This is a genomic window from Dehalobacter sp. DCA, assembly GCF_000305775.1.
Lineage (GTDB): Bacteria > Bacillota > Desulfitobacteriia > Desulfitobacteriales > Syntrophobotulaceae > Dehalobacter > Dehalobacter alkaniphilus.
On record NC_018866.1, the window covers coordinates 2,389,708 to 2,416,408 of the forward strand.

Consider the following 26,701-nt stretch of genomic DNA (forward strand, 5'->3'; position numbering starts at 1 on the left):
AGATTAAATCTCTACGCTTCCTTCGAATACCTTTTCCGGTTTTCCTGTCATATAGACTGTCTCATCTGTATATTTAACGACTAGGTCGCCGCCTTTTAGCTTCACCAGAATATGCTGGTCTTTTTGGCAGAAACCGTTCAGTACTGCAGCAACGACAGCCGCGCAGGCGCTGGTACCGGCCGCAAGTGTTTCGCCGTTGCCGCGTTCCCAGACCCGCATTTTCAAGGTGTTTTGATCGATCATCGTAACAAATTCCACATTGACTCTTTCCGGAAATAACGGAGAATATTCGAAGGCCGGTCCTTCAGTATCCATCTGAATGCTTTCCTGGTTCTCCACAAAAATCACACTATGCGGATTCCCCATGGACACACAGGTGATGCGGTAATCGCGACCAGCAATTGTAACCGACTGGTTCACGATAACCTCTCCCGGCAATTTAACCGGAATCTTCTGAGGTTCCAGCTCCGCCGGCCCCATATCCACGCAGACCGAATCGACTTTCCCGTTTTGGATATAGAGTTTCAGTTTTTTAGTCCCGCTCAAGGTTTCAATCGAAATCCGATCCTTAACGATGATCTCGTTGTCGTACAGATATTTCCCAATGCATGTCAGTGCATTGCCGCTCATTTTGCTCTCGCTGCCATCTAGATTGAACATCTGCATCCTCGCATCAGCTTTGTCGGACGGACAGATCAGCACAATCCCATCCCCGCCGATACCATAGTGCCTATCGGATAAATAAACACTCAGGGATTCTGGGCTGACGATTTGTTGATCGAAGCAGTTGAAATAGATATAATCGTTGCCGCAGGACTGCATTTTTGTAAAGGTAAGCTGCCGCCGTTCGCTGCGCATATGGTTGATGTCCACAAGCTCCGTGTTGTTCTGGGAATACCGGCTCTTCAGACTGTTGGCTAACGCATTGGCGGTATCCAGCGAGGTCAGGCACGGAATTGCTGTCTCAACTGCCTTGCGGCGGATTTTGACACTGTCCAGGCCTGGCAGCCTGCCTTTAGCAGAAGTCGAAATAATGTAATGGATCTTGCCGCTTTCCAGCAGCGTTTGGATATTGTCATGCTCTGATTCATGAATCTTCTTGACCGAAATTACCTGCAGCCCCGCTTGCTCCAGCACTTTGGCCGTTCCGCCGGTCGCATAGAGTTTAAAGCCCAGCTCGCTGTATTTCCTGGCGATATCAACCATCTCCGGCTTATCGCCGTTGCGAACCGTAATTAAAACGCCACCCTGCTTCACCATCTTATACCCGGCAGCCACAAGTCCCTTATAAAGCGCCTCGGCCAGCGATTTGCCGATACCCAGCACCTCGCCCGTCGACTTCATCTCCGGGCCCAGCTGCACATCGACGTCGATCAGTTTTTCAAACGAAAATACCGGAACCTTGACCGCGACATAAGGTGGGGTTTTATACAGCCCTGTGCCATAGCCCATATCGGTCAGTTTTTCGCCAAGCATCGCCCGGGTCGCGAGGTCAACCATCGGCACGCCGGTCACTTTGCTGATATACGGGATCGTCCTTGAGGAACGCGGGTTCACTTCAATCACGTAGATTTCTCCGGCATGAACGACATACTGAATATTGACCAGCCCCTGGGTGTTTAAGGCCAGGGCCAATTTTCTGGAATAGTCAATGACCCGTTCCGTCAGTTCTCCGCTTAAGTTCCAGGCGGGATAGACTGCAATCGAATCACCGGAATGGATACCTGCCCGCTCAATATGCTCCATGATCCCGGGGATCAGAATCTCTTCACCGTCACAGATCGCATCGACCTCGATTTCAATACCTGACAGGTATTTATCGATCAGAACGGGATTTTCGATGTTGTAAGTCAGGATAATGTCCATGTATTCACAGATATCCTGGTCACTAAACGCAATAATCATATTCTGGCCACCCAGAACATAGGAAGGCCGCATCAGTACCGGATAGCCGAGCTTATTCGCCGCCTGCAGCGCTTCATCGGTGTTCATCACGGTATGTCCCTGAGGCCGTTTAATGGAGAGTCGTTCCAACAAAGCGTCAAACCGTTCCCTGTCTTCGGCCGCATCAATGCTGTCGGCCGGTGTGCCCAGAATCCGTACCCCCTGGGCTTCCAAGAACTTCGTCAGCTTAATGGCCGTCTGTCCGCCAAAAGCCACGACGACGCCATAGGGCTGCTCCGTATGAATCACATTCAGAACGTCCTCATTGGTCAGCGGTTCAAAATACAGGCGGTCAGCCGTGTCAAAATCGGTCGAGACGGTCTCCGGGTTATTGTTGACAATCACGACCTCATAGCCTGCTTTTTTCAGCGCCCAGACACAATGTACGGAAGCATAGTCAAACTCGATCCCCTGACCGATTCGAATCGGTCCGGATCCAAAGACAATAATTGTCTTCTTGCTGCTGTTCCTGGCTTTAATAAACTGCTCAGCCTCATTGGCTTCATCATACGTCGAGTAAAAATACGGAGTCTCTGCCTCAAATTCAGCTGCGCAGGTATCGACCATTTTGTAAGAAGCCCAGCGTTTCTGATAGATCCCCTGCGCGATCCCCTGTTCAATCCTGCAGCCCGAAAGCCGTTCAATCACTTTATCAGGATACCCAAGTTTCTTGGCCTCTTCGTACAGCTCCTGCGTTAGAGGTCCGACGGCCAGCTCTTTCTCCAAAGCTGTAAGGTGAGCCAGTTTGTATAAGAACCAGAGGTCGATCTTGGTGATCTCATGAATCAATTCGCAAGAAATGCCCCTCTGCAACGCTTCAAATATCACAAAAAGCCGTTCATCGTTGCACACCGCAATCAGCTGTTCAATCTCGGCATCCGTCAGTTTCTTGAGTTTGGGCAGGTTTAAGCTGTCCAGGGAAATCTCCGCTCCCCTGACCGCTTTCATAATGGCCTGCTCAAAGTTCACACCGATGGCCATCACTTCGCCGGTTGCTTTCATCTGCGTGCCCAGTGTGCGTTTCGCGTAAACAAATTTATCAAACGGCCACTTGGGCAGTTTCACCACGACATAATCCAGTGCCGGTTCAAAACAGGCATAGGTCTTCCCAGTAACGGCGTTTTTAATCTCATCGAGCGTATAGCCGACCGCAATTTTCGCGGCGACTTTAGCAATCGGATATCCGGTCGCCTTGGAGGCCAGAGCCGAGGAACGGGATACCCTCGGATTCACCTCAATGACGGCATAGTCAAAGCTGTCCGGATGCAGCGCAAACTGGCAGTTACAGCCGCCTTCCACTTCCAGGGCCGTAATGATATTCAAGGCAGCCGAGCGCAGCATTTGATATTCTTTGTCCGAAAGCGTAACGGCCGGCGCGATAACGATGCTATCCCCGGTATGAACCCCGACCGGATCGAAATTCTCCATACTGCAGACGGTAATAACATTCCCCACCCGGTCCCGCATCACTTCAAACTCAATCTCTTTCCACCCGGAAATACATTTTTCAATTAGGACCTGGGTAATCGGTGAAAGCCTCAGACCGTTGGCCGCAATTTCCTGCAGCACGGTTTCATTATAGGCAATCCCCCCGCCTGTTCCTCCCAGCGTAAAGGCCGGACGGACAATGACCGGATAGGAGATCTCCTCCGCAAAGGCGAGGGCAGCAGGGACATCCGTCACGACCAGAGAAGGGATGACAGGCTCGCTGATCGCTGCCATGGTATCCTTAAACATCTGCCGGTCTTCAGCTTTATCGATAGTTACCGGATTTGCGCCTAACAGCTTGACACCTTGCTTTTCTAGAAATCCTTCTTTGGCAAGCTGCATGGAAAGTGTCAGGCCGGTCTGACCTCCTAACGTAGATAAAATGCTGTCCGGTCTTTCCTTGATGATGACTCTTTTGATGGTCTCCAACGTTAACGGCTCGATGTAAATTTGATCGGCCATTGCGTTATCCGTCATGATCGTAGCTGGATTGGAGTTGATCAGAACGACTTCCAGCCCCTCTTCTTTCAAGGCCCTGCACGCCTGGGTCCCCGCGTAATCAAATTCAGCAGCCTGCCCGATGACGATCGGACCTGAGCCAATGACCAGTACTTTTTTTATTGTTTTATTTAACGGCATGTTGAGCAGTCCTTCCTCATCAAATCAATAAATTGATCAAATAAATAGCTGGTATCCAAGGGTCCTGCCGAAGCTTCCGGATGAAACTGCGCCGAAAAAGCAGGCATATTCAGATACTCAATTCCTTCGCAAGTCCCGTCATTGGCATTCTGAAAACGCATGCAGGCATGGGTTGGAAGACTGTCAGCGACGACTGCATAGCCATGGTTTTGGCTTGTAATATAGACTCGGCCAGTCTTCAGGTCCTTCACGGGCTGATTGGCACCCCGGTGTCCGTATTTCAGTTTGGAAGTTTTGGCACCCTGCGCCAGGGCCAACAGCTGGTGGCCGAGGCAGATCCCAAAGATCGGTAGGCCGGATGCCGATAGCTTCGCCAGTTCTTCGATAATCACCGGATTGTCGGCCGGATCGCCCGGCCCGTTGGAAAGCATGATCCCATCCGGCTTCAGATTAAGGATACTTTCAGCTATTGCCTCCGCAGACACCGTAATGACTTCACAGCCGCGTTTGATGAGCTCGCGGCGGATATTCTCCTTTGCACCAAAATCCCATAAGACTACCCGATATTTGCCTGAAACTTCTTTGGTACCCGTTGTATCTCCGGCAACTGTTGTGTCCTTAGCTTTATCTGTTTTCCGCCCTGCGACTACGTCTCCTACAGGGATAGTTTTCCTGGCCGATACTTTCTGGACAGCATCCGTAATTTTATACTGATTAATCTCTGCCAGATCTTTTTCAAGATTGTCCAGGGTTGCGGTGATTTTGGCGTTCATTACGCCGACCTCGCGGATGATCTTGGTGAGTTCCCGGGTGTCAACCCCATAAACCCCGACAATATTCTGTGCTCTTAAAAAAGCGTCAAGCTCACCCTCACAGCGAAAGTTGGAAGGAACTTGACACCACTCCCGGACAACATAGGCTTTCAATTTCGGGGAATCATTTTCAAAATCGTCCGGAATAATCCCATAATTTCCGATCAAAGGGAACGTCTGAACCACAATCTGCCCGTAATAGCTCGGGTCAGTCAGGGTTTCTAGATATCCGGTCATTGCAGTAGTAAAGACAATCTCACCGACTGCCTCTCCTGCTGCCCCGAAAGGCTTCCCTTTAAAAACCTGGCCATTGGCCAGGATAATATACACATTCTGCTGCACGCGGATCCCTCCATTATTCTTATTTCGATAGGCTGATCATCAGCCTGTTTGCCGTAACTAAGTAAAATGATCTGAAGAGTAAAATCAATGGAATAGAGTTCTCCAAATAGCATTATATCACGGGAATCGCTGAAGATAAAACGACGCCCTTTCATGAATACTGTATTCTCTTGGTGCCGGAATCGAATACCAAGCTTTTTATAGCAACATAAAATTGAGGACATTTTTGTAACCTCTTGTCCACAGAACAACATATGATGTTATTGGAAAAAATTGGAGGTAGAATAAATTTATGACACCACCTTTTATCACCTATTCGACATTTCACAGACTGGGATTAAATTCCAGAAATTTAAACTCCCTTTTCAATACCACAGATGATTTTGAACTCCATATCATTGACAGCAATTCGCAGGACGGAACATGGGATTATATTCAAAGTCTTAATGACAGCCGCATCAAATCTAAAACAAGACTGCCCGTAAATTATGGTCCCATTTACGCGCTTAATTACAATCTGGCCCGCAGAAAACCAGACCAGTATTTTATTGTCCTCGAAAGTGATGTGTATTTTTATGTCCCGGATTGGATAAGCCGGTTTATGAAAATATTTAGAACTTTCCCGGAGGTAGGGCTGCTGGGGTTGTCCAAGGCCCACCCGTATCCATCCTATTATCCGGAGGTTTCCGTTCAAGAGAGAAGCGGTGTCAGCTACCTGCAGTTAATGCATACTGAGGTCGGCAATGTCCTTGATTTTGTACCCGGGCAATGCCAGATCCTAAGACCGGAACTTATTAACCTTATCGGCTATTGGTCCGAGGAAAACGGCTACGGGGATGCCGAACTGTCGCTCAGAATTAATAAATATACGCCGTTTAAAGCAGGATATGCAATCGACATCCCAATCGATATGCTCCAGACTGTACCTTGTGCAACCTGTGAGGGCAGCCGATGGTGCATCTGCAATAGAATAAATCTTACTTGCTTTGACCTTAGAAATACCAAGCATAAGAATGAATCCTTTGTCTTGACCCACGGGTGGAAATACCTTGAATGCTTCAAAGAAATTCGTGAAGGTAAACGAACAGTATACTGCGCATCAATTCATGATTCGGAATCCTACAAGAATCACCTTTACCATATGGATTGGGCCCTGGAGAATTTCAACTTCTATGTAAGTAATGCCAACTAGTAGATTAATTTATCCATTACAGAGACTTGGTCTGGAGCTAATGAAATCAACGTTACTCTAGAGAAATAGAAATTAAAAAAGCATTGCTAAAAATAATGTTAAGAAGAATGAAAGGACAAAAATTAATGAATACAATCAATCAAAAAAAAATAGCAATTCTCGATGACTATTTTCCTAATCTGACGACGGGTTTTAGGATATCTGAATTTAATTACTATTTGGAGAAGTATCCGAACTGTGAAGTGTACGCGACCAGATATGACATGCATCATCATGAATATGCTGCCGTATATCCGCAGTATAAGGATAAAGTAAAGCCGTTTACCCAGTTTGACTGGACCGGCCAGTCTTACGCGCTGTATTATATGGTATTTTTAAGTAACGCCGCTGCTTTTCATTTTGTCTATGAAATGTTTAACACGCCGTTTATATTTGAACTCTATCCCGGAGGGGGATTTTGGATCAATGATGACGAAATTGATGCCAGGCTGATCAAAGTCCTGCAATCCCCTCTTTTGAGAAAAGTCATTGTTACTCAGAATAGGACGTACGACTATATTACCAGCCGCGGTTTTGTTACGCCGGACAAGATTGCCTATATTTATGGGATGGTTACGTATCCGGAGTATTTCCACTCGACCGTACCCAAGCGATTCTACGGAAAAGATAAAAATACGCTCGACATCTGCTTTGTGGCTCACAAATATATGCCAACGGGAATGGATAAGGGGTATCCCATATTTATCGAGATGTGCAAAAAGCTCGCTTCAATAACAGAGGATATCAGGTTCCATGTCGTCGGCAATTTTGACCGGGATGAAATTGATGTCAGTGAGTTGGGCAGCCGGATCGTATTTTATGGTCTTAGAGATAAAAGCTTTTTCCCGCAATTCTTTTCCGGAATGGACATGATCGTTTCACCGAATCTTCCTTTTGTCCTGATACCGGGTAAGAACTTTGACGGCTTCCCTACAGGCTGCTGCATCGATGCTGCTTTGCACAACGTTGCTGTTTTCTGTACCGACGAACTGAACATGAACGAACATTTTGAACACAAAAAGGACCTTTTTATTATCCCCGCCGATGCCGGCAAGATTGCTGACAGTATTATGGAATATTACCAAAGCCCCGAAAAGTTATACAGTATGTCGGCGTGCGGGCAGGCAAAATTCAGAGAGATCTTTGACTTTGAAAAACAAATGAGAGACAGAGTATCAGTCATAGAACAATACGTGTAATCGAATAATTGAACAATCAGACAAATATCGAATAGAATCATTTATTTAGGGAGCCGCCAATGACAAAGCCGGATGGAATATCCATTATTACCTGTACGCACTTCCCTTTTTACCTGGACAATATCTTCGCGAATTATGCCAGACAAACCTACCCTGTCAAGGAACTTATTATCATCCTGAATGGCCCCGGTATTAATCTTTCCGATTTTTACAAGAGGGCGGAATTGCATCCTCATGTAAGAATCATTCAGCTGCCTGAAAGCTGCTCGGCAGGAACGTGTTTAAATTATGCTGTCGGGCAGACCCATTATCCTTACATCGCTAATTTTGATCATGACGATTATTATGCTCCAGAATACTTGAATGATTTTATGAAAATAGCGCCTTCCAGTGAGGCGGGTGTTTTCGGAAAGAAAACGCACTTTGTCTTCTTTGAAGAGCAAAGAATCCTGGCGCTTTTGCATCCTGGCAGAGAAAACAGCTATGTTGACTATCTTATCGGCTGTACCCTTTTTATGAAAAAAAATATTTTTGAAAAAGTACAGTTTATTGATGCCAATATTGCGGACGAACAATTTGGTGCAGACTGTACCAAAAACGGCATCAAAATTTATGCGATTGATAAATACAATTTTGCTTATATTCGCCGAAATGATCTCAGCCTGCATACCTACAAATTAGATAATCAGCAATTAATGGAACAATATTGTCAGGTTGTCGCACAGGTTTCTGACTTTAAACACTAGGTATTAGGGCCATTTACTTTTCATGCTTGTTGATTACCTGAGCCGGTTCTTGCTGCTGGTCGTCACGAGCTCCACCCGGAAACCTTTGCGGCTTTGCCGGACTGTCGCAGTCATAAATCCGAAGAAGATGAGTAACCATAGCCCGCTGGTCAACAGAATTCCGAGTAAAATCCTGAACAGAACGGGCCAAAATAACGGACGGCTGAGGAAATACAACCCGCTAAGTAGTCCTGACTGTACATTCCATTCGAAGGTGACCGATGGAAGCATCCGAAGCGCTGAGACCAATTCGGCAGGAGGGAATAAATAGCATAGACTTAAACCTAAAATAAGGATGAAACAAAAATTGATCAGATACATCATTAACGAAGCACTTGGCGATATCCGCATTTGTGGTTTGTCCGGATTATAGCGGCAGTTCTTGATGGAATAATACAGCCCGATGGCACTGGAACCCAGGCTTAAGAAAATCGCCGCCAGCGCCAGGATAAGCGTTAAGCTCGTTGAAACTCCGACTGCCAATGAAGTGCCAACCAGAAGAGCCTCCATCAATAGTAACGTGGGAAGCACAGCTGCAGTTAATTTTCCCCAGACGACAGGCCACCCTGCCAAGGGCACACTATTTAGCAGCCAGTCAGACTCCCCTTCCCTGCCAAACGCCTGCAAGGCCAAATTGCCGCTGAACATAATCGTGTACATGATAAGAACCATTACCAAGCTGGATACACTCGATGCCGAAGCATTGAACAGAAACTGAACCACAAAGAAGGCCATAATGATCAGAGGGATCAAATAGCTAAACCATTCTCTGGTATCCCTTTTCAAGGTCAGCAGATCTTTTTTGGCCACGGCCCACATGCCTGCCCACGTCGAGGCCGGCAAGACTACTGTTTCCTGCTCCTGGCCAACAGTCCCGAAGAAAATCTTTTCCTGTTGGCGGTTCGTCGTATCAACGCTGGAAACTGAACGTCTTTTGCGCCGTCTTCCGCCATCTCCTTGGCTGATGGAAATGAAGCCCTGCCGGAATCCCCGTTCCAAAAGAATCAAGGCAATCAAGAAAAGAAACGCACTGAAAATAAGGATCAGAAGGCTCCATCCCAGCCCAGCGGCAAAGCTATCGGTTATTCCGCTGGTTAAAGCAAGTGAACCCCATCCCCACGGAAAAAAATTCATGACGTGGATCAGCTGCTCTTTGCCTGCCAGCATGGTCCCAATATCCAAGTTACCTTGGCTTCCCAGCATCATTCCCGGAATCTGAAATACTAACGCGATCAAGACACCTGCCAGCCCTCCCATCAGTCCGACGGCTTCTTTGCTCCTGTGAGGCGGAACAATACGCATAACCAAAAGGTTCAGCAGTTCGGCCAGCGCTGTCCCGCTAAGCCATAAACCGCAGCCTGACAGAAAAACAAGAAGATAATAGGATGCTTTGGCCTCAAAAAGCAGACCGCAGAACACCCCCGGCAAAAAAACAAACAAGAACGCAACTAAAAGATTGCTCACAAGTACAGAGACTGTTTTCACGGCAAAAACGACCCGCAGAGGAACCGGTGCCATGAAAAGGAGTTCCAAATCTTCAGACATATACAGCGCTGCAAAAGCTGCCGTAAGACCAAAGAATATCTGGCTGGCCAGTCCCACCAGAAAGAACAGGGAGAGAAAACCCTGGACGGTCTCAGGCTGCATCGATTTCAACATCCCATAGGATATGGCCCCCATGGAAATCAGAAAACTCAAAAACACAATCATCAGGATACCCATTCCGATGAAAGTTCTCTTCCGTTGATGTTTCAGCGTGTTAAGTGTCACCCGCAGCTGATTTTTTAGCAGCAGGACAAAATCCTGAACAAACGACTTTTCCGCAGGCGGGGTATCCAGAGGCGGCGGTATGATCATTTTCACCGTTTATTCCTCCTCCAGGCTTTTGATTAATTCAGCATTCTCACGGACTCCGGTAAGTTCCAGGAAGATATCTTCCAGGCTTTCCCCACCGTGCCCAACTTTTTGTCGGAGTTCTTCAGGGCTGCCCTGCGCGATCAGCATGCCATCTTTCAGAATACCGACCCGGTGGCACATTCTCTCGGCAATCTCAAGAATATGGGTCGAAACAAATACCGCAGCACCCTGCCGGGCCATTTCCTGAAGAATATCTTTGAGGAGGCGTGCGCTGGCCGGGTCAAGGCCCACAGTCGGCTCATCCAAAAGAATCACCTTAGGCTGATGAATTAAGGCCCCCGCCAGAACAACCTTTTGTCTCATACCATGAGAGTAACCCTCCAATAGCTCATCTGCACGCTCCATGAGACCGAAAATTCCTAAGAGCTGCTCAGCCCGCTCTTTGGCAATGCCTTTTGGGACTCGGTACAGGGCTGAAATAAGGTGCAAAAATTCACGGGCTGACAGTTTGTTATACAATTTTGGCTGGTCCGGTACATAAGCCATTAAGGCTTTGGCCTGAGTGGGCTGCCTACGAATATCGTAATCACAGATGGATATCTCTCCCTCGCTGGGATCCAGCAATCCAGTAAGCATTTTAATCGTTGTTGTTTTACCGGCACCGTTCGGTCCCAAGAAACCGAAAATCTCTCCGCTTCTTACCTCCAGGTTTAGATCGTTGACAACCGGCACTGAACCATACCTTTTGGTTAAACGATTTGTTCTGATCAAGACCCTTTCCATTGCGTACCTCCTGCTAACTTTTTTGGCTTAAGACCTATTCATAAATTGAAGGTTATAGTAATCGTGCCCTTGTGATACTGTTCTTTCCATATTTTGAGTTGACTTGATCGATCACTTTTGTCAGATTTCCCATATCATTTTGAGGTTCATCAAACAACGTCAGTTGCTCAGTTTGATCCGTTAAGTTATTCAAGGTAATTCCAATTAGTCTAAGCGGCTGATTCATGGAGATCCCGCGCAAGAGCGTACAGGCTTCGTGGTAGATCCGATCATCCAGATCTGTGGCCTGAGGGAGTGTGCTGGAACGTGACAGGGTTCTGAAATCCGGATAACGCGCTTTCAGCGTGATTGTTTTCGCTTTCAGCGAATGTTTGCGCATGCGTCTTCCGACATCTACCGCAAGTTCCAGCAGTTCTTTTTCAAGTACATCGACATCAGCAATATCTGATAGAAATGTCGTCTCCCTGCCAACGGATTTCGTCATTCTTTCGGTTTCTACGGAGCGGTTGTCAATACCCCGGGCGAGTTCGTAAAGTCGTTTGCCCATGACCCCAAATCGTTTCGAGAGAGCACTTTCATCCAAAGAACGCAGATCTTTCACTGTTCTTACCCGAAGTTCATGCAGCTGTTCTGCCGTTTTGATGCCGACCCCCCACACTCTTTCCACTTCCAGAGGATCGAGAAACTCCTGTACTTTATCCGGAGGGACAACGACAAAACCGTTCGGCTTTTGCAGATCGGAAGCAATCTTAGCGAGGAATTTATTGGGGGCCAAACCCACTGAAGCCGTCAGGCCAAGTTCCTGCCGGATACGTTGTTTGATCAGTACGGCGATATCTTGGGCAAATCCAAAAAGAGCTGTTGATCGCGTAACGTCCAAAAAAGCTTCATCAAGGGACAAGGGCTCGACGAGCGGCGTGTAGGACAAAAATATTTCGTGTATCCGGTCTGAGGCTTCCTGATATTTTTGCATATTGACAGGGAGAAATACGGCCTGCGGACAGCGTCTAAAGGCCTCGGTCATGGGCATCGCAGAATGAATGCCAAATTTACGAGCCTCATAAGAAGCAGCAGAAACAACACCCCGGCTGTTTGGCTTGCCGCCCACGATAACAGGCTTTCCGAGTAAGACTGGATTATCTCTCTGTTCTACCGCGGCATAGAAAGCATCCATATCGATATGAAGTATTTTTCGATGGTTTTGCCATTTTTCCATAAATCAATTATACCACTATGCGCTCGACGTTTTCCATGTATCCGTGGTGATTGGTTATTTTCAGTCTAATGAATCGTCTTGCCGATTCAGCATGCAGAAGCACTATATAAAAGTTGAGCTAAATCATAAAAAGATGACCCCCGCGCAAGACAGAGATCATCTTCTAAGTGCATCATGCCTTGTAAATTGTCCTTCACATAGGGTCGACTTCATTGGTCCCATCATGTTTTACAGCGACCCCATTATCCTCAGCTTTTTTCTCTGTTTCTTCATCATTGCTCTGTAACACATTCGTGTCTTCTTTTTGTTTAGGCTCTTCTTGGGAAACCTTTTCTTTGGGAGATGTATCCTTTAAGCTGTCCATTATCGTGTCACTCTGCATACTAATCGTATTTGAAAATTCTCTTGTCAATTCGTTCATCATCTTGCGACCTTGTCTAACCAATTTTCCAATTGTACTTGCAATTACAGGCAAATCATCGGGGCCAAAAAGAATCAAGGCGACAAATAAGATTAATGCAATTTCTGTTAAACCCATTTAAATCACCTCTTCCTCTTCTCGCTTCAGCATTTTTGTTCTTCTTCTTACTACAATATAGCCTACCCAAATACTGATTTCATAGAGAAGATACATCGGACCGATGATCAAAACCTGGGTCATCAGATCGGGAGTTGGAGAAAGAACAACAGCCAATATCACAATCACAAAAAAGGCCCATTTCCTATATTTTGCGAGAGCCTGAGGAGATACGACGCCTATTCGAATTAACAGTATCAATACAATGGGTAGTTGGAAAAATAACCCAAAGCTAAGTGCCAAAGTGAAAACAAAATTAATATAGGAAGACTTGGTGACAAATGGTGTTGTATCAATTGCCCCTATCCCTGCTAAAAGTAAAAACTTTAAGCAGATAGGCAGTACAAATAAAATAACAAAAGCTGCGCCTGCAAAAAAGAGAAGAAGAGATGAAGGAAAGATGAAATAGAGGTATTTTCGTTCATTAGATTTTAAAGCCGGCAGGATAAAACTCCATAACTGCCATATGATGATGGGCAAAGCCACAACTACACCCGCAATGAGTGACACTTTTAATTTAACCATTAATGGTTCCATCGGTGTTGTCGTAATGAAATGCACCTCACTGAGACCGGACATTGGTATAGCCAGGAAACGAAATGCATAATCACTGAACGCCCATCCCACTATTGCTCCGATGGCGATCGCATATACAGAAAATAAAAGCACTTTGCGCATTTCTTTAAAGTGGCTAAAGAAAGACATTTCGTCACTTTGCTTCTTCCTACGTTGCACAGTACAAACCCCTTCCTTTTCCTGATCTAATTAAAATTAATTTTTCCAAATACGGTCTACTCGGGAGTCTCTGGTTTAAACATTTCTTTCATTTTTGCGGATAATACCATCTTGCCGTCAGTATCAATGATCAGGCCCCATGCGTTATTCTTTTCGATTAATTGCAAGCCCTTTTCAGGACCTAATACGAAAGCTGCTGTAGCCAAAGCATCCGCCATTATCGGATTCTCCGTGACGACAGTACAACCGCTGACCTCTTTTGAAGGATACCCAGTACGAGGATCAAGAATATGACTGTATTGTATTCCGTCAACAGTGAAAAACCGCTCATAGTTGCCTGATGTATCGATTGTGAGATTCTCCAATTCAACATAGCCAATGATCTGTCCTTTGTTTAAAGGATCTCTAATTCCAATGTGCCAAGGCGTTCCTCCGTCTTTTTTGCCTATGGCATAAATATTTCCGCCTGCTGATACCATCCCTGATGGGATATTACGATCCTTAAATGCATCTAGCGCTTTGCTTACGGCATAGCCCTTGGCAATCGCTCCGAGGTCTAAGCTCATCCCCTTCTCAACTAAAAAAACGGTCCTTTGTTCTTTATTCAATATTACTTTCTTGTAATCAACTAAATGAATGGTTTGGGCAATCTGTTCCTGTGGCGGTACAGATTTCTGAATGCCGTTTTCTCCGAATCCCCACAATTTAACTAAGGGACTAATGGTCGGATCAAAAGCGCCATTGCTCAAATCCGCAATTTTCAAGGACTGTTCAATAACATCAAACGTTAACTCCGATACCGCGACAGGTTGTTCTCCTGCATGAATATTGATAGCGTATACCTCACTATCAGGCGAGAACTTATTAAGCTTAGAATCTATTTCTTCCATAATGCCGAGAGCTTCTGTTACTGCCTTCTTTGCTCCCCAGCCATGAGCCTCAACATATACTTCTGTGTCAAAAAACAATTTGGTTTCTTGATAATTAACATTACGTTGATAATACTCATAACCTTGCCAAGACGATATACCGATAATGATCAACAGAAATAAAAGTATCTTAAAGCTCTTTTTATGGTACATGCTGAACTTATCCTCTATTTGCATTTAAATAATATTTTATTGCGTTATGCTATGCCTCTTTTATTGTCTCACTCTCTTCTTTTTCGCCCTCAGAAGCACTCCTGAATTCCTTAATCCCTCCGCCTAAAGCTTTTCCTAATTGGGGCAGCTTTCCTGGTCCAAATACGATTAGAGCGATGACCAAACCTATTACAGCTATAGTTGGGGTAATCATTCCAAAAATCAATTGCATTTTTATCTCCTCCATTTTATATGATTAGTATGGACTCACAAAAACATTAAGAATTCCCCTGCTTATAGATTATCTCTAGATATAAAAGTATTATTCAATATATCCTAAAGTAAATAATAATTGTTTGTAGAGTTAGTGTCAATATTCGTCCACCAAAAGCTCGTAAAAACCATCTAGCTGTTCCTGATGTTAAGCACAGAAAATGATTTAAGAAAGAGAGTTCCTTATACCAATGGTTATTCAGATCTCGCATTCTATATAGGATGGGTTAATAGGCTAGATACTAATGGCATAGTGCCATCCGCAGCAAGATTTATAAAAATGCTGATAATAGTCTGTAAGGGCTATTACCAGCATTACATCAATTTAGAATTATTCTTGTTTAGGGGGATGCCCCAACATTTGACAGAGGACCTTTAATTATTAATGCGTCTGTGGCGCTTGAGCAACCGCCGGATACTTGTACATCTCCGGCCACTCCAGCCACCATCTATATTTATCGATGCTTTCTGTGCCGTACCCAAACATATCGTCAATTGTTTTCAGCAATTTTGCCGAAGCTTCATTTTTACTTCCAATCCAAGTTCCAGCCTGGTGGAACCAGGAATCCTCCTTGGAGTTCCAGGGGCAGACCTTCATGCACCGTCCGCAGGACACTCCGTCTTCGTTAAGTATCCTGAATTCTGCACATTTTTTCATGTCGCTGTTCCAACGCAGGTATCCGTTATACTCCACAAGATCCGAATCATACGTAATGGATTGGTTCGGACAGTTTTCAGCGCATTTTTTGCATACTCTGCAGAAATCCTGGAGTCCAAAATCAATCGGTTTGTCGGGTGCCAGCGGCAAATCAGTGGTAACCGCAGCAACCTTGTGCCGGAACCCCAAGCGGGGATGAATTGAACAGTCACCGGTACGGGAAAGCTCCCCCAACCCCGCTGAAATAACCGCGGGTGGCATGACTGCGTTATAATTAAACGCATGCTGCGCCCTGGCATTATACCCAAGGCTCCGGATATAGGTAGCTAAAATAACTGCGATGTTCCCGGTTGCATGATAACTCTTCATAGACATTGCACCGCTGATTCCATCATACCCGGTCGATCCCATCATAGTTAGAAGATTTTGGTCAACCATCACGACGATGACGTAAGGCAAGCGTTCTGTTACCGGTATGACACATTCTTCTACAGGTTTGGTCATCAAACCAGCCTTATCCGTAAGCTTCTGGGAATAATAAGCATATTCCGGCATCTTGCCGATACCGACTTCATCAGCGCGCAAAAAATAGGCGGCATCTTTAATATGCTGGGACATTTGTTCCGGATCAGGGATCTCCAGTTTTTTGGGAGACGGCTTTCCTTCTACCGCAGCGGGCGGAGCAACAAACATGCCTGCATTGGCTATTGCCGCTCCAAAAGGATGCCTGAAAAAGAAACTCAAAGACGCCGCTTGTGTCTTTTTATTAGGAAGCAGCCCCCTGGTAGCCAAATTGAATCCCATATCAGCTTCGCTGAAGTTCTTAACTTTTCCGACAATTTTTGTGGTACCCAACCACTGATCATTGCTTTCTACAAAACGTACTGTCGCACTGCCGTAGTCATGTTCGGGATGAAGCTTTGACCATTGTCCCTTCGCTGCAGCAGTATACTTCAGACTTGCTCCGGCTGCGTTGGCCACTTTGGCTGGAGCTGATATCGCTCCAATCACTCCCATCGCAGAGGCTGCAACGCCGGCTTTGAGAAAATTCCTGCGACTTAGCTGATACTTTTTCTCTTGTTCATTAATCACCGTATTTTCACATCCTATCAAGCTTGTAATTCACCTGTATTCCCCGCTTTTTTCACACCAATGAAGCCCAGCAGGCGGGCTTGAACAACGGCAAGAACCACAGATATCCCCAGAAACAGGAATATCGCTGTGCTTGTGGCTTTGACATGCCCAACCGATGCGTTAATGTAAACAAAGGAAATCCCCATCCAGGTAATCCCATACCAAATAACAAATAGGGCCCAATTTACTACTGTTTTCCACATTTGTTCACGTTTAGCACGAGGTTTAATAAATAAAATACCCGCTAAGAATAATACACCTGCTAAAAAAATTAAGAATGTACCCATCATTTTCACCTCCCTTTTGATGATTCAGTCATTTTTATGACTATAGGTACATTGTATTAAATGATTTTATTGGAAGTTTAGTTATATAACTAAAACGATACATCTGGAAAAAAATTTTTATCAAAAATATTAGCCAATACCTTAAAGTATAACTGCTTAAGACTAGTTTATTAGGTTTCCGCATTTTCTTTGTTTTAAAAGATTGCCAGCATAAACAAATAGCTGAAAACCATTTCCTGCCCCATATCCCAACTCATTCCAATAGCGGGATCTTGGTCTGCAAGTTCCGGGTGCTGTTTAAGTATTTCACTCCAAGAGATCAATAATTTTTCTTCCATTGCAAGGCACACCTCCTATTAATAAATACCATACTCCATAACAAATTTATTTACAGCGATAATGTTTTCTGATTTGCCATCCTGTGCTGCAATCAGTTCCCTATCGGTGGTAAAAATGTATCCGCCGCCGGGGGCCATTATATCCAATATTTCCTTGGCCTTGGCAATACATTCTTGTTCAGTTCCATATTGCAGTAAAGTCGCCGGGAAAAGTCCAACAATGCACATGGTATCTTTCAAACTTTGCTTAATTTCTTTGAAATTTGCATGTTCAAACCAGCCAAATGATTTCTTCGCCGGCAATTCTTGAAGATGATCATAATAGCGTGACCAGTCGCCTTCATAGAATCCAAGAACACAGACGTTTTGAGCAGCAAAAAAGTCCATCATCTTTTTAAAGGCCGGCCAGTAAAACTTGTCAAAATCCGCCAGTTTCATCATGGTTGGCAAATGCATCGGGAGAAAAAGCACTTTGGGGGTTGCTTTCGGCGGCACCATATGAACCTGTCCCATACCAAACCTCAATATAACAGGCAGTAAGGCTTCAATCGCTTCTAAGACTTCCTCCGGGCGGCGGCGCATGTCCCCGAACATTCCTTTAATACCACGGTACATATCCGCAATTAAATCCATCGGGTGAATAAGTAAGCCATCCCCTAAGAGAGGCATTCCCTGTTGAGCAAGCGCACCCGTTATTCCCCCCGATTTTGCTCCATAAATGGCAAAGTGCATGGCACCTCTGGCCAAAGCGACGTCTTTCGCGGGAGAAGACTTAGCCAATTCGGCAAATTTTCGTGGTAAAATCTTTTCAACAATGAATCTTAACGGATCTTTATTAAATTCGGGATATTCGTCTCCACTCATTATCCCGGCTTGTTCGTCACTATACTGGGGAATATTATCTTTACTTAAATAGTTAAAACTTTTGCTTCCCAGCGATTGAAGCAGAGCGGCAGGCCTGGTAGACACCATATGAAGCATATCTACCGGAATATCATTGGCTACTTTCACACTGGCCTTCGCACATTTATCCAGATCGATATCGACTTGGGCCGGCGTGTAACCTGCATAGTAGGCACTCCATGTCCCATAAGTGCCTAACACAGGAACGCGGTCGGCTTGTTCCAAATTTATTGTCTTGAAAATACGGTTCAAACGTTCTTGATACAGCGCCATTACGTTGCTCATGATTTATCCCACCCACCTTTGACAAATTTTTACGCCTTCGGCAGCGTTTGTTGAAAAACCATCAGCGCCTATACTTTTGCAAACCACTTCATTAACCGGTACGCCGCCGATAATCACCTTGACTGAATTTCTAAGGCCTGCTTCAGTAAGCGCATCAACCGTTTCTTTCATACTGTCCAGCGCCAAGGTGAGTACGCCGCTTAATCCGACAATATCAGGGTTAACCTCCTGACTTTAGGACTTATAAGACGAAAAACTGCTAGCACTCAGCCCTGAAAACCGTTTAGATAGCGGAGTTCAGGGCTGATTTTTATGTAGAAAATATATTATATTTTGTCCTATTATGTCCTTTTATATTAGTTGCGATTATGGTATAATAGTTTTAGATATTTTTATCCAGAGGAGCCTTCTGTATGTACGTTGCCATAACAGGCTCGGGCAAGGCCCGGGTCATACAGTTTAGAGAAGATACCCGTATTCCGGGAACAACGAAGAAAAAGACGCATGTCGTGAAGACGATTGGTAACTATGAACGAATGCTCGCTGAGGATCCGGACATTATTGCCAAGCTTAAGGCTGAAGCAGCTGAACTGACAAGGGCAAAGAAGGAAACGAACGCTCCTCTCGCTTTAAGCGTTACCGTTATGGACATCACATCACCTCAGGATGTTGTTCCTTCCTTCAGGTTCGGTCATGCGCTAATCAAACAGCTTTGGAGCACTATGGGGTTAGACGCCTTTTTTCTTGCTAATTGCGGAAAGCGCAATGCTACAGCTGTTGGACAAGCTCTATTCTACCTTGTCGCCCATCGCTGCGCAGATCCTTGCAGTATCCATGCGAGTGCATTGGAACAGAATTCCTATGCGGGTATCCTTTCTCTTGGGATCGATGTCCTTTACGATGTTCTTGATGTACTCTCCCAGCAGAAAGAGGCCATCATAAGCCACCTTGCTGACTTCTTTGAAAAGAAAACCAGCCGCAGTGGTCCTGAAGCATACTATGACGTCACAACGTACGCTTTTGAGAGCACCCGCTGGGGCGAATTACGAATGTTTGGCTTCTCGAAGGATCACAAAAATAACGAAGTTCAGGTGGTCATGGGGCTGCTTTTGGACAACAACGGCATACCCATAACGTATGAACTTTTTCCAGGCAACACGATGGATCAGTGTACTCTGACCCGATCGGTAGAGAAGCTTAAGAGTCTGTACAGGCTGGAAAAGATCACGGTGGTTGCCGACAGAGGACTCAACAGCGGCAGCAATCTTGAGTACCTCTGCAAGGGTGGGCACGACTTCGTCATCAGCTATACTTTAAAGCGTTCTCCTGACTCCTTTAAGGAACTTGTATGGAACGACGAAGGATGGCAAGATAGTGTGGACCTTGCCACAGGGGAGATAACCTCTCGTTCCAAGATCGTAGAGCAAATACTGGAGGTCAAGGTTCCCATAGATCAGGATGAGGAAAGTGCTGAAAAGAAAAAAAGAGGAAGGCCCAGGAAGTACACTATTGAAAAAATTCCCGTAAAGATACACTTAACCTGGTCGGCCAAACGGGCTAACAAAGACAGATCCGACAGGGAACGCGTACTAGAGAAGCTCAAGAAACGCCTTGACAAACCCTATCAGCTTAAGGCTGCAGTAAAACGGGGTTGCAATCAGTTTTTGCAGATGGAGCTTGACACAGAAGATTGGAAGCTGGATGAAGCAAAAATTGAGCAAGCCGCCCGCTATGATGGGTATTATGCGGTCATTACCAACAACCTGAACTTGAGCACAGATGAGGTTTCCAAGATATACGGAGGACTATGGAAGATCGAAGAGAGTTTTAGAATACTTAAGACTGACCTTAGAGCACGACCGGTTTTCGTATGGAATGACGAACATATTAAGGGGCACTTTGCCATGTGTTTCATCGCGTTATGCATACTCCGTTATGCACAGTACTTACTCGAACAATCAATGGGCAAGAGCGTTTCGGCCGCGCAAATCATGGAAGCAATACAGGACCCCCTTGCATTAGTTCAGGGAGAATACCCAAATAATATCGTTACCCCAACCCAAGTTTCCCAGACTTATCTCGATCTCGCATCGATACTCAAACTGACTCCTCTAAAGACAAACATGACACTGACCAAGTTCCGTTCATGCACAAAATTGGATCTAACAATAAACCTAAAATAATAGGACAATTTAAAATCGCTGAATCTCTTGCGCATCAAGTGATTCAGCGATTTTTCGTCTTTTATCTTCTAAAGTCAGGAAATAGTTAAAACTTTTGCTTCCCAGCGATTGAAGCAGAGCGGCAGGCCTGGTAGACACCATATGAAGCATATCTACCGGAATATCATTGGCTACTTTCACACTGGCCTTCGCACATTTATCCAGATCGATATCGACTTGGGCCGGCGTGTAACCTGCATAGTAGGCACTCCATGTCCCATAAGTGCCTAACACAGGAACGCGGTCGGCTTGTTCCAAATTTATTGTCTTGAAAATACGGTTCAAACGTTCTTGATACAGCGCCATTACGTTGCTCATGATTTATCCCACCCACCTTTGACAAATTTTTACGCCTTCGGCAGCGTTTGTTGAAAAACCATCAGCGCCTATACTTTTGCAAACCACTTCATTAACCGGTACGCCGCCGATAATCACCTTGACTGAATTTCTAAGGCCTGCTTCAGTAAGCGCATCAACCGTTTCTTTCATACTGTCCAGCGCCAAGGTGAGTACGCCGCTTAATCCGACAATATCAGGGTTAACCTCTTTTACCTTGTCCACGACCTGGTTAACCGGAACATTGATCCCCAGGTCGATCACCTCGAAACCTGCGGCTTCAACCATGGATCTGAAAATATTTTTGCCGATATCATGAAGATCTCCAAAAACTGTGGCCAGGACAATTTTTCCGCCTTTTGCTGAGGATTCTGCACTTAAAGCCGGCTTCAGCTTGTCCATTACATTTTGCAACACTTCCCCGGCGAAGACCAAGTCCCCGATAAAGTACTCACCCGAATCATAACGCTCACCCACGAGCGTCATACCTTGCTGACAGGCTTTAACAACTTCTTGAGCTTCGGCGGCGTTGTCGTCTTTGCTTAGCGCTTCATCAATAGCCTTTTTTAACACGTCTTCGTCCAAATCGGACATCGCTTGAGTCAGGACTTTCAAATCCACCACTTTGAATCATCCTCCTTTAAATTCCTCTTTGATACCGGTTGGATCCTACAGTTTTGCCTCGTAATGGTATCTCATATATCCATACATGCAAAATATATCAGAACTATTTTTATATTTTTGATAAACTGCTGGCAACAAATATTAAAATTTGTTGCCAGCAGCCGCTAATAGTACCTATTAACTGACAAATTTCTAACTTCCCGCATCCGGCGACTTAATGTTTAAAGACAGGTCCTGAAAGGTCGGGGGGTGTATACTTATACAATTCGGGCCACTCCAGCCACCATTTATATTTCTCTATCTGTTCCGTTCCGTACCCGAACATATCGTCAATTGCTTTCAGCAATTTTGAAGAAGATTCGTTTTGACTGCCTACCCACGTTCCCGCCTGGTGGAACCAGGAGTCCTCTTTGGAGTTCCATGGGCAAACCTTCATACACCGTCCACAGCCTTGACCATTTTCGTTAATTATTCTAAGTTGCGTACATGTATCACTATTGAGGTTCCATCGTATATATCCGTTGTACTCGGTCTGATCCGTATCAGTCGAAATTGATTGGGTCGGGCAGTTTTCCGCACATTTTTTACATACCCTGCAAAACTCCTGGATCCCAAAATCAATTGGTTTATCAGGTGCCAGTGGTAAATCAGTGGTCACAGCAGCTGCTTTATGCCTGAATCCTAAACGGGGATGAATTGTGCAGTCACCGGCCCGGGACATTTCCCCTAAGCCTGCAGATATGAGAACCGTCGGCATTACTACAGCATAATTGACAAAATGACTCGCCCGGGCATTATATCCAAGGGCACGGATATAGCTTGCCAAAATGACAGCAATGTTTGCGACCGCATGATAACCCCTTAGTGACTGCGAGCCGCTAATCCCATCATATCCGGTCGACGCCAGCATGGTTTCCAAGTGTTGGTCAACCATCACGGCGATGACATAGGGCAGCCGTTCTGTTACCGGTTTAACACACTCCGACACCGGTTTGTTCAATAGCCCCGCCGGGTCAACAACCTTCTCAGAATAATATCCGAACTCAGGCATTTTTCCGATAGCGACATCGTCGGCGCGCAAAAAATAGGCAGTATCTTTAATATGTTGTGACATCTGCTCAGGATCAGGTATCGGTAATTTTTTCGGGGCGGCCGGTCCTTCAACTACAGGGTCTGGCCCTACTAAAACAACCGTCATCAGCTGTGCCAATGGAAAAGGATGGGTAGGAAGCGCTAAAGACGCCAGCTGTATCCGGGGATCTGGGAGCAACCCCCTGGTAGCACGATTAAATCCATTATCTGCTTCACTGACATTTTTGATTTTCCCAACTATTTTTGAGGTACCCAGCCACTGATCATTGCTTTCTACATAACGTATGCTGGCACTGCCGAGGTCATGTACCGGATGCAATTTGGACCATTGTCCTTTCGCTGCAGCAGTATACCCCAGACTTCCTCCCGCCGCATTTGCCGCCTTAGAAGGAGTTTTGACCACTCCAACTACGCCCAAGGCTATGGCTGTGGCACCGGCTTTGAGAAAATTCCTGCGGCTTAGCTGGAACTTCCTGTCGTGTTTATTAATCACCGTTTTATTCACATCCAATCAGCTTATTGTTTTAACTTTCGGATTGTTACGGTTTATTTTTCCCTAATGCTGAAAAAATGGGATCCGGCGGCAAAGGTTCAGTCAGAATGCTTACAGGTGGAAGCTTATACAGTTCCGGCCATTCCAGCCACCATTTATATTTATCGATGGTTTCTGTTCCATACCCGAACATATCATCAATCGATTTTAATAATTTTGATGATGTTTCACTTTTGCTTCCAATCCAGGTACCAGCTTGATGGAACCAGGATTCCTCTTTGGAATTCCAGGGACAGACCTTCATGCATCGTCCGCAGCATACCCCGTCCTCATTACTAGCCCGAAATTCGGCACATTTGTTCGTGTCATTGTTCCAACGCAAATAGCCGTTATACTGACCCATATCACTATCAATGTTGATAGCTCCGGCAGGACAATTTTCCGCACATTTCTTGCATATGCGGCAGAAGTCGAGTAACCCAAAATCAATTGGCTTATCCGGTGCAAGCGGCAAATCCGTAGTGACCGCAGCAACTTTATGGCGGAATCCTAACCGGGGGTGAATCGCGCAATCGCCTGTACGGGATAGTTCTCCCAACCCTGCGGCGATAATAACAGGCGGCATGACACCGTTATAATCCACAGCATAATTAGCCCTGGCGTTATATCCCAGATTCCGGATATATTGGGCCATAATAGCAGCAATAACCCCTGTCGCATGATAGCCTCTGAAGGACTGGGAGATGCTAATTGCGTCATAACCCGTCGAAGCGAGCATTGTCTCCAAATGCTGGTCAATCATGACCACGATCGCATACGGCAGGCGTTCGGTAACCGGCCTAACTAATTGTTCCCTGGGAAATTCCACATACTGTCTCCCCGGAAAAGGCGGATAGATACATTTGGTACTATAATAGGCATACGAGGGCATCCTGCCTATACCTACGTCATCAGCCCGCAAAAAGTAGGCAACATCCTTGATGTGTTGTGACATTTGTTCAGGATCAGGGATCTCCATTTTCTTTGGGGCAGGAATACCTTCCAGGAAACCTGCTACCATCCCGGCTCCCATTATAATTGCACCACCAAAAGGATCCTTCGTATTCATGTTATAAAGCCCCAATTGGCCCCTTTGACTGACTTTTCCCGCGGCAATCTGTTCAAATCCGCCATCGTATTCACTCGGATTTTTGATTGGGCCTATTATCTTTGAGGTTCCCAACCACTGGTCGTTATGTTCTACAAAATGTATTGTTGCGCTGCCCATGTCATGCACAGGATGCAGTTTGGACCACTGTCCCTTTGCCGCAGGCGTATACTTCATGCTCTCGCCAACCGCTCCCGCCACTATGGTAGGTGCTTTCAGGGCCGTCGCTACTCCCAGGGCTGCAGCTCCGGCACCAGCTTTGAGAAAATCCCTGCGGCCTAACTGAAACTTTTTCTCTTGTTCATTAATCACCGTATTCTCACATCCTATCAGGCTTGTAATTCACCTGTATTCCCCGCTTTTTTTACACCAATGAATCCCAGCAGGCGGGCCTGAACAACGGCAAGAACCACAGATATCCCCAGAAACAGAAATATCGCTGTGCTTGTGGCTTTGACATGTCCAACCGATGCGTTAATGTAGACAAAGGAAATTCCCATCCAGGTAATCCCATACCAGGTAACAAACAAGGCCCAATTTACTACTGTTTTCCACATTTGTTCACGTTTCGCACGAGGTTTAATAAATAAAATACCCGCTAAGCATAATACGCCTGCTAAAAAAATTAAGAATGTACCCATCATTTTCACCTCCCTTTTGTACTTCAGCCATTTTTATGACTATAGGTACATTGTATTTAATAATTTTGAGTGAAGTTTAGTTGTATAACTAAAAACTATACATCTACAAAATATTTTCGCTGAACTGTTGACTGGAAAATTCAATAGGCTATGAGAACTGAAAAAAATATATCTTTCAGTTCTCATAGCCTGCTAATAGAGACACAGGTAATTTACAATAATACAAAAAAATACTCCATTTCTCTAATGAAATGGAATTCAAAAAATAATCTGTCTGAATAAATTGTTAAACTTAATTCTAATAAATATATTTATAAATATGCTTCTCATGGGTCAATTCTTTAAGCCTTTCCAGATCATGAATAATTATTTTGTCTTTCTTCTTTTCAATAATTTTTTGTTCCTTTAAATACTTTAATACTTTTGAGACTGTAACATAATGTGCTCCTGTTATCTCAGAAATAAATTGCAATGATAAGTCCATACGTATTTCGTAAGAATCTCCTACCGATATTCCATTGGTAAGATAAAGTCCATGCAGCAATCTTAAGATTCTAATCGTTGGATTGTAAAAGTCTCTTTCTATCGTTTGTCTCATATAATAACTTACTTTGGAAAGACAATTTCTAAGCACTTCAAAGATCATGTCTTCATCTTGACGGAAAATAATTCTGAGGTGCTCTTCGAAAAAAAGACATACTTTAGAATCTTCTATGGCAACTGCATAAGCATCATTATCATTTTCCATCTTATACAAACGACCCAAAATTCCATTTTCTCCGGAAAAATAAATCACTCTTTCCCTGCCGTCTTCCGTCATCAGGTTCAAACTTATCCTTCCGGAAAGCACATAAACCAGCATATAATCCTTGCCTCCCGGCAAGATCACATTACTGTCCTTAGCATAGGTTTTTACTACTCCTATATGCGTGAATTCCCTCAGTTTTTCAATCGGATAGAAAGTGTCAGGAATAGCCCTTGCCCCCTCGCATCTTCCATAATCGTATTGCATACGCTTCCTCCTTCCAATTATTTACCACCATTACCATCCCCAGATTTATTTTGCCACCCGTTAAGTCCTTTTGTAAAAAACAAACGTACGTCCCACAACTAATTCTACACCAAAAAATAATAAAAAATATAACAATTGAATCTAGCAGAAAGAACACATTAACCAAAATATCGCAGTTAAAAAGCAATACAAAGTTAATGCATATATTTTACATTAATATATTTTACATTATACTTAAATTTATTATACAATCATTTTTGATATTTTAATTTAATATATAACTAAAACCTCAAGTTTTACACTTTTAATATTTCCCCTGATCAGGTCTGTAGCACTCAGAAAAGGATGGGGTTATTTACCGACCGTATTGTAAGTGCTAAGCGCTTATAATTTGGCGCTCTCTTGTATTTAGAGAATATATACTGGAAAATCAATATTGTATTTAGCAGTCTCTCTTGAATTTTTAAAAAACCGTTGCCTACGAACTATAAATTCGTTGGCAACAGCTCCCTTTTTGTTCTAAAATAGCAAGGGGGCGTAACGAAACTTTAGGTTTCGGTTGCGCC

Annotated in this window: 23 protein-coding genes and 1 pseudogene; 4 read left to right on the plus strand and 20 right to left on the minus strand. The window is 44.7% G+C overall.

Going from position 1 to position 26,701, the window contains the following annotated elements:
* Positions 1–3 precede the first annotated feature (3 nt).
* Positions 4–4,071 (minus strand): carbamoyl-phosphate synthase large subunit, encoded by a 4,068-nt coding sequence (gene carB, locus DHBDCA_RS11510; RefSeq protein ID WP_015044383.1) that lies wholly within the window; start codon positions 4,069–4,071, stop codon positions 4–6.
* Positions 4,062–5,225: a carbamoyl phosphate synthase small subunit gene (locus DHBDCA_RS11515; RefSeq protein ID WP_015044384.1), complete on the minus strand. Its 1,164-nt coding sequence runs from the start codon at positions 5,223–5,225 to the stop codon at positions 4,062–4,064. The genes carB and DHBDCA_RS11515 overlap by 10 nt, the downstream gene beginning before the upstream one ends.
* 292 nt (positions 5,226–5,517) lie before the next feature.
* On the opposite strand from DHBDCA_RS11515, the gene DHBDCA_RS11520 reads away from it, so the two are divergent.
* The 3 genes from DHBDCA_RS11520 to DHBDCA_RS11530 all read left to right on the plus strand — a co-directional run bounded on the left by DHBDCA_RS11520 (position 5,518) and on the right by DHBDCA_RS11530 (position 8,401).
* Complete coding sequence (locus DHBDCA_RS11520) at positions 5,518–6,417, plus strand: glycosyltransferase family A protein (RefSeq protein WP_015044385.1); 900 nt, start codon at positions 5,518–5,520, stop codon at positions 6,415–6,417.
* Positions 6,418–6,542: 125 nt separating this feature from the next.
* Positions 6,543–7,655 (plus strand): glycosyltransferase, encoded by a 1,113-nt coding sequence (locus DHBDCA_RS11525; protein ID WP_242824901.1) that lies wholly within the window; start codon positions 6,543–6,545, stop codon positions 7,653–7,655.
* 59 nt (positions 7,656–7,714) lie between these two features.
* Entirely contained in the window at positions 7,715–8,401 is a 687-nt protein-coding gene (locus DHBDCA_RS11530) for a glycosyltransferase (RefSeq protein ID WP_015044387.1), read from the plus strand.
* A gap of 33 nt (positions 8,402–8,434) precedes the next feature.
* Here DHBDCA_RS11530 and DHBDCA_RS11535 read toward each other — a convergent pair whose 3' ends face one another.
* The 12 genes and pseudogenes from DHBDCA_RS11535 to DHBDCA_RS11585 form a co-directional block, all read right to left on the minus strand.
* A complete protein-coding gene (locus tag DHBDCA_RS11535) occupies positions 8,435–10,303 on the minus strand; it encodes a putative ABC transporter permease subunit (protein ID WP_015044388.1) in 1,869 nt (622 codons plus the stop codon).
* 3 nt (positions 10,304–10,306) lie between these two features.
* The gene (locus DHBDCA_RS11540) at positions 10,307–11,080 is read right to left on the minus strand and encodes an ABC transporter ATP-binding protein (protein WP_015044389.1); all 774 of its coding nucleotides are present in this window, start codon (positions 11,078–11,080) and stop codon (positions 10,307–10,309) included.
* Between the two features lie 52 nt (positions 11,081–11,132).
* Positions 11,133–12,296: a DNA polymerase IV gene (dinB, locus tag DHBDCA_RS11545; protein WP_015044390.1), complete on the minus strand. Its 1,164-nt coding sequence runs from the start codon at positions 12,294–12,296 to the stop codon at positions 11,133–11,135.
* 193 nt (positions 12,297–12,489) lie between these two features.
* Entirely contained in the window at positions 12,490–12,834 is a 345-nt protein-coding gene (locus tag DHBDCA_RS11550) for a Sec-independent protein translocase subunit TatA/TatB (RefSeq protein WP_015044391.1), read from the minus strand.
* Positions 12,835–13,608, minus strand: coding sequence for a twin-arginine translocase subunit TatC (gene tatC / locus DHBDCA_RS11555; RefSeq protein ID WP_021315525.1), 774 nt, complete (start codon positions 13,606–13,608; stop codon positions 12,835–12,837).
* Positions 13,609–13,664: 56 nt separating this feature from the next.
* Positions 13,665–14,714 carry an FAD:protein FMN transferase gene (locus DHBDCA_RS11560; protein ID WP_242824902.1) on the minus strand — a complete coding sequence of 350 codons (1,050 nt, stop codon included), beginning with the start codon at positions 14,712–14,714 and terminating at the stop codon, positions 13,665–13,667.
* A 25-nt stretch (positions 14,715–14,739) separates the two neighbouring features.
* The gene (locus DHBDCA_RS11565; protein WP_015044394.1) at positions 14,740–14,922 is read right to left on the minus strand and encodes a twin-arginine translocase TatA/TatE family subunit; all 183 of its coding nucleotides are present in this window, start codon (positions 14,920–14,922) and stop codon (positions 14,740–14,742) included.
* A 423-nt stretch (positions 14,923–15,345) separates the two neighbouring features.
* Positions 15,346–16,713, minus strand: a complete 1,368-nt coding sequence (locus tag DHBDCA_RS11570) for a reductive dehalogenase (protein ID WP_015044395.1) — start codon at positions 16,711–16,713, stop codon at positions 15,346–15,348.
* 17 nt (positions 16,714–16,730) lie between these two features.
* Positions 16,731–17,042 (minus strand): hypothetical protein, encoded by a 312-nt coding sequence (locus tag DHBDCA_RS11575; RefSeq protein ID WP_034378472.1) that lies wholly within the window; start codon positions 17,040–17,042, stop codon positions 16,731–16,733.
* A 194-nt stretch (positions 17,043–17,236) separates the two neighbouring features.
* The gene (locus tag DHBDCA_RS15485) at positions 17,237–17,380 is read right to left on the minus strand and encodes a hypothetical protein (protein WP_015044397.1); all 144 of its coding nucleotides are present in this window, start codon (positions 17,378–17,380) and stop codon (positions 17,237–17,239) included.
* An 18-nt stretch (positions 17,381–17,398) separates the two neighbouring features.
* Positions 17,399–18,568, minus strand: coding sequence for a uroporphyrinogen decarboxylase family protein (locus DHBDCA_RS11580; protein WP_034378474.1), 1,170 nt, complete (start codon positions 18,566–18,568; stop codon positions 17,399–17,401).
* A 3-nt stretch (positions 18,569–18,571) separates the two neighbouring features.
* Positions 18,572–18,799, minus strand: a pseudogene (locus DHBDCA_RS11585) (cobalamin-dependent protein); the annotation flags it as partial.
* A gap of 182 nt (positions 18,800–18,981) precedes the next feature.
* Between DHBDCA_RS11585 and DHBDCA_RS11590 the strand changes: the two are divergent.
* A complete protein-coding gene (locus DHBDCA_RS11590; protein ID WP_015042137.1) occupies positions 18,982–20,751 on the plus strand; it encodes an IS1634 family transposase in 1,770 nt (589 codons plus the stop codon).
* Positions 20,752–20,760: 9 nt separating this feature from the next.
* Here the strand turns inward: DHBDCA_RS11590 and DHBDCA_RS11595 are convergent, their stop codons facing one another.
* From DHBDCA_RS11595 to DHBDCA_RS11620, 6 genes are all read right to left on the minus strand, one after another.
* Positions 20,761–21,108 carry a uroporphyrinogen decarboxylase gene (locus DHBDCA_RS11595; RefSeq protein WP_242824903.1) on the minus strand — a complete coding sequence of 116 codons (348 nt, stop codon included), beginning with the start codon at positions 21,106–21,108 and terminating at the stop codon, positions 20,761–20,763.
* Between the two features lie 3 nt (positions 21,109–21,111).
* Positions 21,112–21,750 carry a cobalamin B12-binding domain-containing protein gene (locus DHBDCA_RS11600; protein ID WP_015044401.1) on the minus strand — a complete coding sequence of 213 codons (639 nt, stop codon included), beginning with the start codon at positions 21,748–21,750 and terminating at the stop codon, positions 21,112–21,114.
* Between the two features lie 214 nt (positions 21,751–21,964).
* On the minus strand, positions 21,965–23,335 hold the full coding sequence (locus DHBDCA_RS11605) for a reductive dehalogenase (protein ID WP_034378475.1): 1,371 nt from the start codon (positions 23,333–23,335) through the stop codon (positions 21,965–21,967).
* A 46-nt stretch (positions 23,336–23,381) separates the two neighbouring features.
* A complete protein-coding gene (locus DHBDCA_RS11610) occupies positions 23,382–24,794 on the minus strand; it encodes a reductive dehalogenase (RefSeq protein ID WP_015044403.1) in 1,413 nt (470 codons plus the stop codon).
* Between the two features lie 17 nt (positions 24,795–24,811).
* Positions 24,812–25,126, minus strand: coding sequence for a hypothetical protein (locus DHBDCA_RS11615; protein ID WP_015044404.1), 315 nt, complete (start codon positions 25,124–25,126; stop codon positions 24,812–24,814).
* A gap of 295 nt (positions 25,127–25,421) precedes the next feature.
* Positions 25,422–26,135, minus strand: coding sequence for a Crp/Fnr family transcriptional regulator (locus DHBDCA_RS11620; RefSeq protein ID WP_015044405.1), 714 nt, complete (start codon positions 26,133–26,135; stop codon positions 25,422–25,424).
* Positions 26,136–26,701 lie beyond the last annotated feature (566 nt).

Excerpts from the sequence above, each read along its gene's own strand:
- carB (WP_015044383.1), bottom strand. The coding sequence starts at position 4,071 with ATGCCGTTAAATAAAACAATAAAAAAAGTACTGGTCATTGGCTCAGGT.
- DHBDCA_RS11520 (WP_015044385.1), top strand. The coding sequence starts at position 5,518 with ATGACACCACCTTTTATCACCTATTCGACATTTCACAGACTGGGATTA.
- DHBDCA_RS11525 (WP_242824901.1), top strand. The coding sequence starts at position 6,543 with ATGAATACAATCAATCAAAAAAAAATAGCAATTCTCGATGACTATTTT.
- DHBDCA_RS11530 (WP_015044387.1), top strand. The coding sequence starts at position 7,715 with ATGACAAAGCCGGATGGAATATCCATTATTACCTGTACGCACTTCCCT.
- DHBDCA_RS11540 (WP_015044389.1), bottom strand. The coding sequence starts at position 11,080 with ATGGAAAGGGTCTTGATCAGAACAAATCGTTTAACCAAAAGGTATGGT.
- dinB (WP_015044390.1), bottom strand. The coding sequence starts at position 12,296 with ATGGAAAAATGGCAAAACCATCGAAAAATACTTCATATCGATATGGAT.
- DHBDCA_RS11550 (WP_015044391.1), bottom strand. The coding sequence starts at position 12,834 with ATGGGTTTAACAGAAATTGCATTAATCTTATTTGTCGCCTTGATTCTT.
- DHBDCA_RS11560 (WP_242824902.1), bottom strand. The coding sequence starts at position 14,714 with ATGCAAATAGAGGATAAGTTCAGCATGTACCATAAAAAGAGCTTTAAG.
- DHBDCA_RS11565 (WP_015044394.1), bottom strand. The coding sequence starts at position 14,922 with ATGCAATTGATTTTTGGAATGATTACCCCAACTATAGCTGTAATAGGT.
- DHBDCA_RS11575 (WP_034378472.1), bottom strand. The coding sequence starts at position 17,042 with ATGGGTACATTCTTAATTTTTTTAGCAGGTGTATTATTCTTAGCGGGT.
- DHBDCA_RS15485 (WP_015044397.1), bottom strand. The coding sequence starts at position 17,380 with ATGGAAGAAAAATTATTGATCTCTTGGAGTGAAATACTTAAACAGCAC.
- DHBDCA_RS11580 (WP_034378474.1), bottom strand. The coding sequence starts at position 18,568 with ATGAGCAACGTAATGGCGCTGTATCAAGAACGTTTGAACCGTATTTTC.
- DHBDCA_RS11590 (WP_015042137.1), top strand. The coding sequence starts at position 18,982 with ATGTACGTTGCCATAACAGGCTCGGGCAAGGCCCGGGTCATACAGTTT.
- DHBDCA_RS11595 (WP_242824903.1), bottom strand. The coding sequence starts at position 21,108 with ATGAGCAACGTAATGGCGCTGTATCAAGAACGTTTGAACCGTATTTTC.
- DHBDCA_RS11615 (WP_015044404.1), bottom strand. The coding sequence starts at position 25,126 with ATGATGGGTACATTCTTAATTTTTTTAGCAGGCGTATTATGCTTAGCG.
- DHBDCA_RS11620 (WP_015044405.1), bottom strand. The coding sequence starts at position 26,135 with ATGCAATACGATTATGGAAGATGCGAGGGGGCAAGGGCTATTCCTGAC.